The organism is Wolbachia endosymbiont (group A) of Ischnus inquisitorius (assembly GCF_964026985.1).
Taxonomy (GTDB): domain Bacteria; phylum Pseudomonadota; class Alphaproteobacteria; order Rickettsiales; family Anaplasmataceae; genus Wolbachia; species Wolbachia pipientis.
On the sequence record NZ_OZ034715.1, the window covers coordinates 15068 to 29835 of the forward strand.

Genomic DNA, 14768 nt, shown 5'->3' on the forward strand with positions numbered 1-14768 from the left:
AATCTATAGACGATGCAAAAAAGCACAAGGTCATGTTTAGTGTTGATGTATTCCAAGGAGAAAAAAGTCATCAATAATAGATTATTCGATACTGATCTTATACCACCTCATGGAGCAAGATAAAAATGTTACTGAGACTGGAAAAGAAAAACTACGGCCTCTTATGTTAGAAATGTTTAATCTAGTTTCAACAGGCACTGATGTGAGCCAAGAAGTTCGGAGATTATTGCCAGAAGATATACTGAAAGAACGCGGCGAATATTTGTCACGTCTAAAACAAATTGTAAGTGATAGTATTGAAAATGACAAAAAAAAAGGAATTGTAGTAGAAAGAGATAATAAATTTTATTATGTACAGTGTCCAGAAAAAAGTGTGATCACTCCTGCAAAATTTATGAACTCCCCGGAATTTAAGGACTTAGAATATGGTGCATTGCGAATAGGAGAAGGAGATAATCTAATCTGAATAAAAAGCTGGCAATATCATGATATGCAAGGCAAAGTAAAAATGACCTTTAGGGTAGGCGATGAAAAGATCGAAATGATTTTATCTTCTGAAAAAGCTGAAAGTTTTGGTAAAATAATGGTACATATGGATGACAAAAGTTGTGAAATCTTCTCAAAGTACCTAAAAGAGCTAGAAAAAGAACCTCGTATAAGCAAGGTTGTTGAAGCTGCTAAAAGTTTTGCACAAACGAAAAGCAGTGCAGTTAGTCCACCTCTTTCTAATATGAAAAGTGTTGACACATCGCAACATTTTCAAAGTAGTGACCATGAATCACCAGAGCATTAACAATTATCATACATACATTGTTGCATATAGCAATAGTGTATGTGTATAGTTAGTAGGGTTTGTAAACTTAATAAAGTCTACAACTAATTTGAAAACTACTTTATTGTATGCAAGACTTTAAAATACTAGAAAATCTAAAAACCAAAGCACTAGAAGCTGAAAAAGGAGGCGGTTCTGACAGGATTACCAAACAACATGAAAAAGGGAAATTAACTGCTAGAGAAAGGCTCAGTATATTGCTCGATGAAAGTTCTTTTGCAGAATACGATAAATTCGTAAAACATCATGCAAATGATTTTGGCATGCAAAATGCTAATTTTTTAGGTGATGGGGTAGTGATTGGTCATGGTACTATTTATGGCAGAAAAGTTTTTGTTTATTCTCAGGATTTTACTGTCTTTGGTGGTTCACTTGGTGCGTCACATGCAAAAAAAATATGCAAAATTATGGATATGGCAATTAATGCCAGAGTTCCAATTATCGGACTAAATGATTCTGGTGGAGCCAGAATTCAGGAAGGAGTAAATTCTCTTGCTGGTTATGGAGAAATTTTTCAAAGAAACGTAAGTGCATCGGGTGTTATACCACAAATTTCTTTAATTATGGGCCCATGTGCAGGAGGTGCAGTTTATTCCCCAGCATTAACTGACTTTACTTTCATGGTGAAAAACAGTTCATATATGTTTATAACCGGGCCAGATGTAGTAAAAAAGGTTACCTACGAAGATGTAAGTTTCGAAGACCTCGGTGGAGCAAAAATTCATACAAGCAAAACAGGAGTAGCGGATTTTGCATTCAATAATGATGTTGAAATGCTGCTAAAAATGCGTGAATTCTTTACTTTCTTACCAGCAAATAATCAAGAATCACCAAAATCTGCACCAATCTGTAATGATGTTGACGACATTGATGAATCCTTAAACACTCTAATTCCTACCAATCCTAATACTCCTTATGATATGTATGAACTCATTGAAAAAGTTTGTGATGAAAGGAATTTCTTTGAACTGAAACCTGATTTTGCTCGTAATATCATAACTGGTTTTGGTAGAATTGGAGGAAATACTGTCGGTATTGTTGCAAATCAACCTATGCACCTTGCAGGATGTTTGGATATTGATTCTTCAAGAAAAGCTGCGAGGTTTGTAAGGTTTTGTGACGCATTTAACATTCCGATCATCACACTTATTGATGTTCCAGGATTTTTGCCGGGTACAAATCAAGAATACAATAATATAATACAACACGGAGCGAAACTGCTTTACGCTTACGCTGAAGCGACCTTGCCGAAAATTAGCCTTATCACTAGAAAAGCGTATGGTGGTGCATACATTGTTATGAATTCGAAACATCTAAAAGGTGATATAAATTATGCCTGGCCAACTGCTGAAATAGCTGTGATGGGCCCTGAAAGTGCAGTTGAGATTATATTTCGACACGAAAAAGATCAGCAAACGTTAATTAAAGAATATAAAGAAAAATTTGCTAACCCATTTTTTGCTGCATCATATGGATACATTGATGACATTATAGTGCCAAGTAAAACAAGGTATCACTTTTGTAAAGCATTAGAGCTACTCAAAAACAAGAAGGTAGAAAGGATATGGAAAAAGCATGACAACTTACCTCTGTAACTTTCTTCTAAGCCTTGCTTACAAGTTATGCAATATTATAAGTATAATCAGTGTGCCGTTACCAAGACTCGAACTTGGGACCTCGTCATTACCAATGACGTACTCTACCACCTGAGCTACAACGGCAAGTTTATATATTATGATAATGAATAACACAAAAAAGAATAAGGAAAAAGAAGAGGAGAAAAAAAGATTAGCGAAAGCTTTAAAGCAAAATATTTTGAAAAGAAAAAAGCAGCAACAGAGTAGACAGAGAACCCTTTCAAAACTCGTTTGTGGTGAGGAATTTTTAGGAGAAAGCACCGCAGAATACTCGAATGTATTTGAGAACGACAAAATTACCATCAGAAACTTAAGTTTTGAAGGAGGTATCATGCCAGAACTACCGGAAGTGGAAGTAATCTCTAATTTTTTGCTTGATAAAATTAAAAACAAGCAAATCAGTAATGTTATAGTGAATAATTGGAATTTACGTGCCCCAATAACAAAAAATATTGATGATATGCTAAAGGGCAAAGTCATACGCAACATCAAGCGTAGAGGTAAGTATACCATCTGGAATACAGATGGTAGTGTGGCTGTAATCATACATCTTGGCATGAGCGGAAAGCTTATATATGCTGACCACGATCAAATGCGGAATAAGCATGATCACGTGGTATTTTTATTTTCTGACAATACTTCAATAATTTTTAATGACCCAAGAAGATTTGGATTAGTTATCGTTTTAAATAAAGAACAAGAAACGGATTTTTTTAGCGATTTTGGAATAGAGCCCCTCACGGATGAATTCAGTGGAGACTATTTACAGGAGTTGCTGAAAAACAAAAAAGTGAATATCAAATCAGCGTTAATGGACAATAAATCAATAGTTGGCGTAGGCAACATATATGCTTCTGAGAGCTTGTTTAGAGCCCGTATATCACCACTCAGGTCAGCAAAAAACTTGACCTATAGAGAGTGCGAAAAACTTGCTGCTGAAATAAAAAATACTCTGAGTGATGCAATTGCTGCAGGTGGTTCAACACTGAAAGATTATGCACAGCCATCTGGATCTGCTGGATACTTTCAAAATAACTTTTACGTATATGGTAAAGTTCAAAAACCTTGCAAGATTTGCAATAATATCATAACACTTATACGACAAAATGGCCGTAGCACTTATTTTTGCAACGCGTGCCAGAATTAAGATTTTATTTTTTGATATGATATTTTCACTTGAAAAAGATCCATTTGATTTGTTTTCAAAGTGGTACAAAGCAGTACTTAATTCTCCGTGTGAACAACCAACTGCAATGACGCTAGCAACTTGTAGCAAAGACTGTATTCCATCTGCAAGAGTGGTATTACTAAAGGAATATAGCAAAGAAGGTTTTGTGTTTTTCACTAACGTAAACAGTAAAAAAGGGAAAGAATTGACTGAGAACCCCAAAGCTGCGTTAGTGTTTCATTGGATAGAATTTGCTAGGCAAGTGCGAATTGAAGGAGAGGTTAAACTTCTAAACGATGAAAGAACTGACAAATACTTCTCTTCTCGAGCGCTGGGTAGTCAAATTAGCGCATGGTGCTCAAAACAATCGAGCATTCTGAAAGATTGGCAAGATTTTGAGCAAGCTATAAAATTGAAGGAAAAAGAATTTCACAATACACAAGTTTCTCGTCCTGATTTTTGGGTGGGATTTTGCGTAATCCCAAAAGTAATTGAATTTTGGCAAGAAGGTGAATATAGGAAGCATATTAGATTTAGATACACTCTTGTTGAGGGAAGCGATTGGAAAGTGGAACAACTATATCCTTAAAAATGGTTGCGGGAGTAGGATTTGAACCTACGACCTTCAGGTTATGAGCCTGACGAGCTACCGAGCTGCTCCATCCCGCGTCGTTGCTTATTTAGTTATTATATATACAAATAATGAAAAAAGAAAAATAAAATTTCACCACATGCAAATATCGACACACTTATTAACTTTTCTTGACATAATAGTTAGTTATAGCCTTTCTTATAATAGTCCGAATGCGATAAGATATGTGTTTATGGCTATAGCAGGCCAGTAGCATATTACGGTCTGTTCGGATTATTGTAAAAAGAGCTATATATACGTAACAATCTGCGCAATGAACAATATAACTTGATACTGTGGTTTCCTGTTCTTCAGTGTGCAGGAATTTTAACATATTTTTCCCTAAGTTTTGAACCAAGCTGCATATCTATTTTTCTTTTGCTTTTACCCACACTAATTTTGATTGCAATATTATACAGAAAGTACGCAATATTATGCATTGCTTTAATTGCAGTGCTCATAGGATTTACAGCCAGTAAATTAAGAACAGCTTTAGTTGATACTCAAATTCTTGATAAAGAGAGGTATGTAAAAAATATCGTTGCCACAGTGAAGGATATTAACGACAGGGGCTCATATAAACAATTTCTGCTTTCTGTTGAAAAATCCCCTACTATCTCAAAATCCTCTCCTGTCATCCCAGCGCCCCCTTTTGTCATCCCAGTGCCCCCTTTTGTCATCCCAGTACTTGATACTGGGATGGCTTTGTTGCATCGCTAGCTATGATGGATTAAAGATAAAAAAGGTGGAGAATATCAGTAGCTTATTATTCTGGTATTTATAACAAGAACGGTCAGTGAATACCTAAATTTGAGTAAAAGAAATTTCACTACCACTCACTAATCTGGCTAAAATTCAAGAATTTCAATGCTTTAGCTATTTTCAATAGAATTAAATTTATTAATATAAATAACAAATTACTATTCTTAAATTTGATCAGATTGATTGCAAAAAAACAAGATTTTCAATAAGTTGCTTATAATCCTAATTATAGTTAGCCTTTCATAAGTAGCGATGCAACAAAGCCTACTGGGATCCAGAAAAAAAAGATATGGATTCCAGCGTCACGCGCTGGAATGACACCGGATAGAGCTCTAGATAACATCAGAATATCAGTTAGAACCAAAGTGGAAAAAGGCATTAAAATAGGCGATCAAGTAAAATTATCAGCAAAACTCTTCCCTCTAAAGATTGCACCTTCGGAGTATGCATACGATTTTGCAAGAATAGCATATTACCAGAAAATAAGTGCAACAGGTTTTGCAACAAGCAAAATAGCCCTACACAAAAAGGCTGAAGCAAGGCAATTTCTAGAGTATATAGAATCTTTCCGTCAATACATTTATGAAAACCTGCAGCAAAATATCAAAAAACCACATGCGGATATAATCTCTGCATTACTGATCGGTAAAAAAGATGGCATAGATCAAAAAACTATGGACGCGATACGAGATTCAGGTATAGCACATTTGTTTGCCATATCTGGTTTGCATTTATCATTTGTTGCTGGTCTGTTTTTTGTAGTGTTTCGTAATTTATTCGCAATATCTGAAACTTTGACTCTTAAGTATAACACCAAGAAAATATCTGCATTCCTTACTATAGCCTTTCTTATAATAGTCCGAATGCGATAAGATATGTGTTTATGGCTATAGCAGGCCAGTAGCATATTACGGTCTGTTCGGATTATTGTAAAAAGAGCTATATCTTGCCAACCACGTTTTATTTATTGATTACCGGTATGCAAATTTCTGCTCAGCGTGCCTACATTATGGTGATTTTAGTACTCGTTGCAATAATGATAGAGAGAAAATATCGAGGGTTAATAGCAATTGCGTTTGCTGCTGCAGTGATACTTATCATAGAACCTGAAGCAATTTTAAAGCCAGGCTTTCAGATGTCATTTTCTGCTGTTTTGGCACTGGTTGCCAGTTATCAAATTAATGCTAATAAATTATTCAAAATAAAAATAATGAAATATTTTGTGTCGATAATGATCAGCTCAGTAATAGCAAGTTTAGCAACTGTTCCGTATACGATATATAATTTTAATTATTTTTCAATTAGTGGCATTATCACAAATTTAGTTGCTATACCAATAGTTACATTAATTATTATTCCACTTGGAATAATTTATGTCTTATTGATTCCTTTAGGTATTGAATGGATTATAGCGCCATTTATAGAGCGCCCAATTGACAGCATTTTGTATATAACAAACGCTATCGCTAGTCTTCAGTATTTGGTTATTCCCATTCGTACTTTTCCTGCCTCATCAATTATTATAATAACATTTGGGTTATTGTGGCTGTGCTTGTGGGAAAGAAATTGGCGTTTTTTGGGATTTTTTTTTATTGTACTAGGTATTTGCTTTAGCGCTGCATATAAAACCCCCGACATCCTAATAAATGCTGATAATGTTGCTGCAAAGGAGAGTGATAACTTACTATATTCTCTCACTAGAAAAAGCAGAAATTTTGTTATCAAAACGTGGGCAAAGCAAAACGGACAGAACCAAATTTTGAATCATACAAAATATAGCAATCCAGATAAAAGACTAAAGTATGGCTGTATATATAATAAAGGAAATAATAAATCAGTACTGCTTGCTTATAAAAAAGAAGATATCTTGAGAAACTGTAATAGTGTTGATCTGATAATTCAATTAAGTGAATTCGACTATTCAGCTTGCAACGCTAAAATTATTAAACATGCTGATCTAGAAACGTATGGCACACATTCTGTTTGGTTAACAAATCGTTACGTAAAGATTAATACAGTGCGCTCCAATAGGCCTTGGCACATGTTGAAAAATTAAGAAACTTGATTTTAAGGTTTGGTTAATGTATACCTAAATAAGTTTAAACTAGAAAAATGTTATGGTTACAGACACTCAAGATCCTTTCAAAGACTATTTTGATTTTTTAGGATTTAGAAAACTTTCTGACCAGCCCAGTAGAATTTTGAGCTCTATAAGAAAGTATTCTGGTACTATATCGATAGCAAGTACCATTGCTACTCTTATAGCATTTACTGCCTTTTCTATTCAGCCTGTTACAGTAAGTATTGCTGGGTTTGCGTTCACGCCAGCACCTCTTGCCTTTATTCCTCTTATAGTTCTCTTATTTACTGCTGTTATAAACTTTATAAATACACAAAAAATAAAAGAGAATGAAATAGATAAAAAAATAGGAAACTATCAAGTTGATGAACAGTACAGCCAGATTGCTCAAGAAGCTAAAAAAATTGAAATTGTAACAAATTTAGATAAAAAGGGGGAAAAGCTTTCAATAGTTTTACCAATTTCTAAGACGCAGAGAGAAATACTAGAAGATATAGAAGCAGAAAATAGAAATAGGATTCTCTTGTTTACTGGATCATATGTATTTGGTACTATTATAGTAGTTTCAGCAATATCACAATCCATTAATGCTCCAATAATATTAATAGCTTTATTAGTCGCTATTCTTTTATGCATCATATCAACACCTAGCAATCTAATAAGTAATAGCGTGGATCATGAAAATCATACTATTAGAAAACACAGTTCTTTAGGTCTTCTATTTCCATACTGGTCTGGAAAGGGCATGGTTGTATCAGTAGTAGAAAATAAGCTTGGTAAAAGGGAAAATGAACTAATATCTCTAATGAAAAAACTACTTAGTCCGCTTTGCAACTCATTTGACAGTAACCTTAAAAAAGCTTGCGATTTACTTGATAATAGTCTTTTAAAGCCTGCAAATATTAACATTAAAGAAACGCTTGATCACCTAAAAAAAATCAGAGAAGACATCAAAAAAGATTTAGATTGGCTACATGCAGAAATTTCAGAAGTTTTAAACAACACTAAAGAATTGACAAAAAAAGCACATTCACTAGATATTGAAGGTACTTTTTCTAGGTTAGAGAATGCTATTAAAATTGCTGAAGATAAGATTGAACGATTTGAACCAAGCCGCTTTGTAGGCTGGCTTCAATCAACTACGCAGTCTAATAATAACGAGTTCCTTAGCATGCTAAAAAAGTTAAAAGAGGATACAGAAAAGGAAAAAACGGAATTGAAGAAGCAATTAAACGTAGTAAGGAATGAATTAGAAGAAATAAAAAAGAAGCAAGCTCAACCAAGTACGCCTGATTTAGAAGCTAACAATGGAAATAATACTAATAAATTATTAGTGTTAGAAAATAAAGTCAAAGAACTACGTGACACAGTTAGAAAGTTAGAGCTGGAAGCAGAACAAAATAAGCTGCAGCAAAAGAAGGAAAAGTTAGAGCAAAAAAAATCTGAACAAGAAAAAACAGATGAATGGAAAGAAAAAATCAACGGCAAACCAAGTGACTTTCTATATTATTTATTAGAATCTATTAAGCTGGAAGAAAAAGATAATAAAGAAAAAAAGGTTGAGGCAACATTACGGGATTTTGATAACAAAATAATAATTCACTGGAAAGATGGCTCTCAAACAATTTGCCATATTAAAAAACAAGATGATCTTCCTAGTACAAAAGTTGATTTTGTAGATCAAAATATTCAAGCAGCATTTGCAGTAGCTCGCGCGGGGTAGTTGTTATAGACCACTTAGAAGTAACCTTAAGTGTTAATAATGATAAAGAGAAATTAAGGTTAGACACCTATATAGCTGAAAAATGCAACATATCACGCAGCAAAGCGCAAAGATTGATACAAAATGAGCAGGTGAAATTACTTGGCACACCGATAATTAATAATGACCACATAGTAAAACCAGATGAAGAGTATGTGGTGCATCTCGTTCAACCTGACATATCCACATCAATTGAGCCTAATTATGACATAAAACTTGATATCGTCTATGAAGATGAGGACATTATAGTTCTGAGTAAACAAAGTGGATTAACAGTGCACCCAGGTGCTGGGACAAACAATGATACGCTTTTGAACGCAGTTATCGCTCACCTTGATGTAAGACCAGGAATTGTTCATAGACTCGATAAAGATACTAGTGGGCTAATGGTAATTGCAAAAAATGAAGCAGCCCATAGTTTTTTGTCTGAATTGTTATCAAATCGTAAAGTAAAGCGAGAATATTTAGCAATAGTTTGGGGAATATTATCTTCTCAGCAAGGCACGATAAAAACTAACATTGCTCCCAAACGCGGTAATAAAGAAATGATGTGTGTAACAAAAATCACAGGCAAATTAGCAATCACTCACTATTTAGTGCAAAAAGTTATAGGACAAGTAAGCCTCGTTAAATGCACTTTAGAGACAGGCAGAACACACCAAATTCGAGTCCACATGAGCCACATAGGACATTCCATAGTTGGTGATCAAGTTTATGGAAAAAATAGTAGTAAAAGCACAAAATATGCTAAAAACTCTAGTTTCATTCGTAATTTCAATAGACAAGCACTACATGCTTATACACTGGGCTTATACCACCCAAAAAGTAAGGAATACATGGAATTTGTCTCTGATTTACCGCAAGATATAAAAACTTTAATTGGTGAGTTTGAAAATATACCTAAGAAAGGGTATCCGTTCAGCAGAGTAGCAAAGTAGGTAGATAAGATAAACCAAAAAATCAAGAAAAAGTGAGTTTACAACAAATGGGTGTCATGCAAGTAGCTGACACTGGTTCACTTTATGATGGTGTCATCCCAGTGCTTCCTTTCTTGTCATCCCAGTCTGGGTCCAGATTGGGCACTAAGTTGGTAAACACGAAAGCGCTTTACAACGTTTTTGATGGAACTGCGCGAAAGAACTGGATGCCAGTGTCAGCTACTTGCATGACACCCATTTGTTCCTATAGTTTCTTTTTCACTTCCACTATTTGTAAACCAAATGTTAGCCAGTTCATCTTTAAGTAACTCCAAATCCGCATCTGGCGTAATCACTTATATATTCCTTTCACTACTTCTTGATGCTGCGGACAACTAAGTAAAATTTTGAAATCTTCTTTATCTGGATGTGCTCCCCAATCTCCACAAACTTCTAAGAAACTCCTAAGAACCTTCTTCATCTATCGGCTCCTCTTTCATTAGTATATAACCAAATTCCTTTGCTTTTTTAGTCAAATTTTTGACTACTCTCTCTTTGTAGAGTGTTTCATAATAGTTCATTCCTTTTTCTACATATTCTTGTCCATATTTTAGCATATTATAAAAAATACATGCTAATTTCCTTGCTGTAGCAGTGATCGCTTTTGGTATCCCTAGTCGCTTCTTTAACCTCCTGCAGTATGCACCAAGTGCAGTGTTGCTTCTTGATACACAATGAGCAGCAAGTCGCAAGGCAGTTGCAGCACGATTAACAACTTTACGAGTTCTTGTTCCAATAATTTTCCCTCCTGTAATTTTATTAGCAGGACTTAATCCGAGCCAGGAAGAAAAATGCTTTTCTGTCCTCCATTTATTGTGATTTATACCTGTTTCTGAAATGACAGCCTGTATACTTAATACATCAAGTCCTGGAACTCTAGTAAAATCCATCCCCGTTATTCGATATATAGCTCTTTTTACAATAATCCGAACAGACCGTAATATGCTACTGGCCTGCTATAGCCATAAACACATATCTTATCGCATTCGGACTATTATAAGAAAGGCTATAAATCTTCATCTACGGCAAAATCTGGACTATTCTTCTGTTTTCTCTTTCGTGTCTTATTCAATGCCCTGTTCTCATTCGACTTTGTTTCAAATGTTTTATAGTAATTTTCTATACTTTTATCACATCCCGTTATTTGCTCTTGAAAAAAAGTATATGCTGCATATTCTTGTTTTAGCACAAACAAGTGTTCCTCTCTATAATCACCAGCTAACGCTTTTGCTATAGTAGACTGATCATTTTTTATTCGTGCATCCCTGAATTTAGCCAATTTCTCAGGATCTCTTTCGCCTTCAATTATAGCTTCAATGATTTTCATACCAGTTATCCCAGTAATATGACTAATAACCTTGTGTAATTGAATATTCATTTGAATTAGCGCTTTTTGCATACGTTGAGTATGTTTAGCTGCATTTTCAATTAGATTAGCACGTTGTCTAACGTAACTACGCAGTACACACATTTGATTATCCGGTCTAAATGATCCTTGAAGCAGTCCATAGCTGTGCAATTGTTGCAGCCATTGACAATCTTGAACATCAGACTTTCTACCAGGCACATTTTTGACATGTCGCGCATTTACTAATTTTACTTCAAATTTATGTGATTCTAATATTTGAAATAAGGGAATCCAATATACTCCAGTTGACTCCATGGCTACAGTTCTAACCTGACACTTTTTTAACCACTTTGCTAAGTTGTGTAGATCTACTGTAAAGCACCCAAATTTTTGGATACGTTGTTCATCTCTTCCTTCAGGTACACATACATAATGTACAGTCGAGCCAATATCAATCCCTGCTGCATCAAGGTTTATTGTTTTTAATTTACTTTTTGCTTCTGCCATATAAAATCCCTCCTATATTATTATGATAAGAAGCACTTCAGCTTGGGACGGTTAGGTTATACAATCTTCTAAACGAGGTAGCCCAAAAAGAACTCCATCAATGGTTTTACCATTTCCCCCAAAACCATGCTTTCAAACGGGCATTTATAGCACCATTGATTGTTTCGGTTATAGCTGCAGAAGCGCTTCTTCATAACACTATACCCAAAGAACATAAAGTAAAGAGGGAGTTTCTTTTTGGTTTTACAGATTTTATCTGTTCTGGGCTTTCAACACTCCTCTATCGAAGTCAGTTAATTCTGAAACGGTGGCTGGTTGTGAACTGAAAAATGGTTCAAAATTGACTTCAACATTTTCTTCTACATAGCCGGTGTGAAAATAATGATCCTTAATATAAAAAATAAATCCTATTATTGGTATTATTAAACACAAAATTAGTTTAACTGTCTTCGACATAATCACGTTCACAAAAAAGCTAGCCTATAAGAAATAATTTAAAAAAGTTTTAATCTAATCGTTTTTGCAGAGCAGCAACTCCCGGCATTTCATCGCCACTTAACCAATCTAAAAATGCTCCTCCACCAGTGGAAACATATGTAAAATCCTTATCGGTAAGGCCTGCAGCGCTTATTGCAGATAGACTATCGCCTCCCCCTATTATGCTGGTTAACTTTCCTTTGTGCGTTAAGTCACTTACGATTTTCATTACCCCTATTGTACCGCTTGCAAAAGCTGAATGTTCAAAAACACCAATAGGTCCATTCCACAGCAGAGTCTTACTGCTTGCTATTATACTGCTTATTGTACTCAAAGTTTGTGGTCCGATATCCAAAATTATATCACCGTCCAAAATGGACTCAGTTCTTCTTGAAATACTAGTGCTGTAATCAGAGTTTACTGCAACCAGAACGTCTTCTGGCACAACTATTTTGCAATTGTTTTTATTTGCTGTTTCAACAATATTATGTAGAAGGTCGTCAACACCATTTTGAAAGAAAGATTTCCCTATATTTACTTTGCTAAATGACAAAAAATTATTGGCTATTGCACCACCTAGAACTAGGTAATTAACCTTTTCTGTTAGCTTCATAAGCACTTTTATTTTAGTTGATATTTTAGCTCCCCCAACTATCGCAGTAATAGGTTTAGCTTTAAACGATACAGCTTTTTCAAGATACTTTAGCTCATCTTGCAAGCAAAATCCTGCATAGGAAGGTAAAAATTCTGTAATGCGTGAAATAGAAGCGTGAGCTCTGTGAGAGCAAGAAAATGCATCATTTACATATATATCCACTAGAGATGCTAATTGTCTGGCAAAGTTTGCATCATTCTCCTTTTCCCCTTCATAAAATCTTAGATTCTCTAGTAATATTATATCTCCTGCATCCATAACACTTACTGCTCTTTGTACTTTTTCACCAACGCAATCGTCAATAAATTTCACTTTTTTATTTAGTAACTGCGATAAAGTGTCAATTACATTTTTTAGCGACAGATTATTGTCTCTGGCCTTTGGGCGTCCGAAATGTGATATAATAATAATCTTTGCACTCGCATTCACTAAATACTGAATAGTAGGCAATGCTCTCAAAATACGAGTGACATCACGAATTTCTCCATCTTTTATAGGAACATTGAAGTCAACTCTGAGTAAGACGGTTTTATTGTGAAGATCACAATTTTCTATACTGGGTATATTCATTGTAAAACTAAAGCTATAAAGCCACTATACAGCAGTTTGACCTAAAGTAAAGTTTTGAGTTATACGAACGTTTAAGGAAATTTGCACGCCAAACGCTTGACACTGGAACCTTATCGTCATGCCATCACGAACCGTCATACCGCCGGGTATCTCTTAGCCGCTAACACGTAGCGGGATACTTGACCTTTACAGGGATGACGATTGTCGTTTAGCCATAAATATTTAAGAAATTTACTAAACAGAAAAAAAGGCAAAAGAAGCCCCGTGGTTGGCTAATTACTTACATTATACTTTCAAGTATGGCGTTTTTTTATTCTAAACGCTTAATAACCGCGATTTAGCTGCTTTTTAATGCAACTAACCTTTAGTCATAAATGTTTAAGAAATTTACTAAACAGAAAAAAAGGCAAAAGAAACCCTAGGGTAGCTAATTATTCACTATCCATTTTTTAAGTTGGCGTTTTTTGATGTTTTAAATGCTTTATAAGCGTATTTCAGCTTGTATAGGTAAAAACCTAGAAATTTGATAAAGACATAGAGTGCACATAGTGCAAAAAATTAAACATGAGACACCAGATACGTTGAGTTTTTTTGTCATTTAATCTGTACAGAGAAGATAAATAAATAGCTTCAGTTTCATGATAAGGGGACTGGCAAGGCTTGTCAAGCAAGTTTTGCATTTGATCCGTTTCTATGACTTAGATGCCAGTGCCTGCTACTTGACTCTCGGCTGGGTCGAATTTGTATAGCTACATTGTCGGTAAATCTAAATTGCTTTAATAATTTTGATTGAAAAATAGTTTTTCTATTATATAAATGCTACTTTAGGGTAATCAAAATGGAAGACGATAAATATAGCCTAGGTTTAAGGGTTATCCATTGGTTGATGGCTGTTTTTATTATCGGTATGCTTTGTTCTGGACTTTATATGAAAAGCCTGCCACTTAGCAATGAAATTAAGTTCAACATATACGCTATTCATAAGGCTTGCGGTATCACTATTCTTGGATTAATCATAGTACGCATATTTTTTCGCGTCTTTACTTATGTTCCACCACTTCCAGCAAATTTTTCTCGGTTTGTAATCAATATAAGTAAAGCAGTACACTTTGGTTTATATTCTTTGATGGTGCTAATGCCACTATCTGGCTATGTCATGTCTTCTGCTTCTCGCAAACAGATCAAATATTTTTTTCATATCCCTTTGTTGATTAATCAAAACAAAGATCTAGCTAACACGGCTAACGAGCTACATTCGATGCTTGCATATTTTATGGTACTCTTTATAATCTTACATATACTTGGCGCTTTGAAGCACACATTTATAGATAAACAAAACATTTTTAAACGCATGATATAGGT

Annotated in this window: 11 protein-coding genes, 2 tRNA genes and 4 pseudogenes; 12 read left to right on the forward strand and 5 right to left on the reverse strand. The window is 34.8% G+C overall.

Features of this window, described 5'->3' with window-relative positions:
- Positions 1-109 precede the first annotated feature (109 nt).
- The 3 genes from AAGD90_RS00075 (at position 110) to AAGD90_RS00085 (ending at position 2427) form a co-directional block, all read left to right on the forward strand.
- Positions 110-466 (forward strand): hypothetical protein, encoded by a 357-nt coding sequence (locus AAGD90_RS00075; protein WP_223823154.1) that lies wholly within the window; start codon positions 110-112, stop codon positions 464-466.
- Positions 467-490: 24 nt separating this feature from the next.
- Complete coding sequence (locus tag AAGD90_RS00080) at positions 491-793, forward strand: hypothetical protein (protein WP_231115838.1); 303 nt, start codon at positions 491-493, stop codon at positions 791-793.
- 107 nt (positions 794-900) lie between these two features.
- Entirely contained in the window at positions 901-2427 is a 1527-nt protein-coding gene (locus AAGD90_RS00085) for an acyl-CoA carboxylase subunit beta (protein ID WP_341821926.1), read from the forward strand.
- Positions 2428-2480: 53 nt separating this feature from the next.
- Here the strand turns inward: AAGD90_RS00085 and AAGD90_RS00090 are convergent.
- A tRNA-Thr gene (locus AAGD90_RS00090) sits at positions 2481-2553 on the reverse strand.
- A 247-nt stretch (positions 2554-2800) separates the two neighbouring features.
- Between AAGD90_RS00090 and mutM the strand changes: the two genes are divergently transcribed.
- Both mutM and pdxH read left to right on the forward strand, forming a co-directional pair.
- Positions 2801-3616, forward strand: coding sequence for a bifunctional DNA-formamidopyrimidine glycosylase/DNA-(apurinic or apyrimidinic site) lyase (gene mutM, locus AAGD90_RS00095; protein ID WP_010963068.1), 816 nt, complete (start codon positions 2801-2803; stop codon positions 3614-3616).
- 16 nt (positions 3617-3632) lie between these two features.
- Positions 3633-4226, forward strand: a complete 594-nt coding sequence (gene pdxH / locus AAGD90_RS00100) for a pyridoxamine 5'-phosphate oxidase (RefSeq protein WP_022626142.1) — start codon at positions 3633-3635, stop codon at positions 4224-4226.
- A 3-nt stretch (positions 4227-4229) separates the two neighbouring features.
- Here pdxH and AAGD90_RS00105 read toward each other — a convergent pair.
- Positions 4230-4306: transfer RNA gene (locus tag AAGD90_RS00105), tRNA-Met, on the reverse strand.
- Between the two features lie 217 nt (positions 4307-4523).
- Between AAGD90_RS00105 and AAGD90_RS07120 the strand changes: the two are divergent.
- From AAGD90_RS07120 to AAGD90_RS00130, 5 genes and pseudogenes are all read left to right on the forward strand, one after another.
- Positions 4524-4934, forward strand: a pseudogene (locus AAGD90_RS07120) (competence protein ComEC); the annotation flags it as partial.
- Positions 4935-5302: 368 nt separating this feature from the next.
- Positions 5303-5869 (forward strand): annotated as a pseudogene (locus AAGD90_RS00115) (ComEC/Rec2 family competence protein); the annotation flags it as partial.
- 104 nt (positions 5870-5973) lie between these two features.
- Positions 5974-7086, forward strand: a pseudogene (locus AAGD90_RS00120) (ComEC/Rec2 family competence protein); the annotation flags it as partial.
- 61 nt (positions 7087-7147) lie between these two features.
- Positions 7148-8833 carry a hypothetical protein gene (locus tag AAGD90_RS00125; protein ID WP_341821928.1) on the forward strand — a complete coding sequence of 562 codons (1686 nt, stop codon included), beginning with the start codon at positions 7148-7150 and terminating at the stop codon, positions 8831-8833.
- Positions 8834-8904: 71 nt separating this feature from the next.
- On the forward strand, positions 8905-9810 hold the full coding sequence (locus AAGD90_RS00130) for an RluA family pseudouridine synthase (RefSeq protein WP_341822200.1): 906 nt from the start codon (positions 8905-8907) through the stop codon (positions 9808-9810).
- A 331-nt stretch (positions 9811-10141) separates the two neighbouring features.
- Here AAGD90_RS00130 and AAGD90_RS00135 read toward each other — a convergent pair whose 3' ends face one another.
- A complete protein-coding gene (locus AAGD90_RS00135) occupies positions 10142-10270 on the reverse strand; it encodes a hypothetical protein (RefSeq protein ID WP_341821929.1) in 129 nt (42 codons plus the stop codon).
- Positions 10254-11704: pseudogene (locus AAGD90_RS07125) on the reverse strand (IS110 family transposase). Before AAGD90_RS07125 ends, AAGD90_RS00135 begins: the two are co-directional and overlap by 17 nt.
- Positions 11705-11859: 155 nt before the next feature.
- On the opposite strand from AAGD90_RS07125, the gene AAGD90_RS00150 reads away from it, so the two are divergent.
- Positions 11860-12030: a hypothetical protein gene (locus AAGD90_RS00150; protein ID WP_341821930.1), complete on the forward strand. Its 171-nt coding sequence runs from the start codon at positions 11860-11862 to the stop codon at positions 12028-12030.
- 179 nt (positions 12031-12209) lie between these two features.
- Here AAGD90_RS00150 and AAGD90_RS00155 read toward each other — a convergent pair whose 3' ends face one another.
- Complete coding sequence (locus AAGD90_RS00155; protein ID WP_174515946.1) at positions 12210-13406, reverse strand: phosphoglycerate kinase; 1197 nt, start codon at positions 13404-13406, stop codon at positions 12210-12212.
- Positions 13407-14244: 838 nt separating this feature from the next.
- Here AAGD90_RS00155 and AAGD90_RS00160 point away from each other — a divergent pair.
- Positions 14245-14766 (forward strand): cytochrome b, encoded by a 522-nt coding sequence (locus AAGD90_RS00160; RefSeq protein WP_341821931.1) that lies wholly within the window; start codon positions 14245-14247, stop codon positions 14764-14766.
- Positions 14767-14768 lie beyond the last annotated feature (2 nt).

What these genes read in the sequence shown, in the direction of transcription:
- AAGD90_RS00075 (WP_223823154.1), top strand. Translation starts at nt 110, where the DNA reads ATGGAGCAAGATAAAAATGTTACTGAGACTGGAAAAGAAAAACTACGG.
- AAGD90_RS00080 (WP_231115838.1), top strand. Translation starts at nt 491, where the DNA reads ATGCAAGGCAAAGTAAAAATGACCTTTAGGGTAGGCGATGAAAAGATC.
- AAGD90_RS00085 (WP_341821926.1), top strand. Translation starts at nt 901, where the DNA reads ATGCAAGACTTTAAAATACTAGAAAATCTAAAAACCAAAGCACTAGAA.
- mutM (WP_010963068.1), top strand. Translation starts at nt 2,801, where the DNA reads ATGCCAGAACTACCGGAAGTGGAAGTAATCTCTAATTTTTTGCTTGAT.
- pdxH (WP_022626142.1), top strand. Translation starts at nt 3,633, where the DNA reads ATGATATTTTCACTTGAAAAAGATCCATTTGATTTGTTTTCAAAGTGG.
- AAGD90_RS00125 (WP_341821928.1), top strand. Translation starts at nt 7,148, where the DNA reads ATGGTTACAGACACTCAAGATCCTTTCAAAGACTATTTTGATTTTTTA.
- AAGD90_RS00135 (WP_341821929.1), bottom strand. Translation starts at nt 10,270, where the DNA reads ATGAAGAAGGTTCTTAGGAGTTTCTTAGAAGTTTGTGGAGATTGGGGA.
- AAGD90_RS00155 (WP_174515946.1), bottom strand. Translation starts at nt 13,406, where the DNA reads ATGAATATACCCAGTATAGAAAATTGTGATCTTCACAATAAAACCGTC.
- AAGD90_RS00160 (WP_341821931.1), top strand. Translation starts at nt 14,245, where the DNA reads ATGGAAGACGATAAATATAGCCTAGGTTTAAGGGTTATCCATTGGTTG.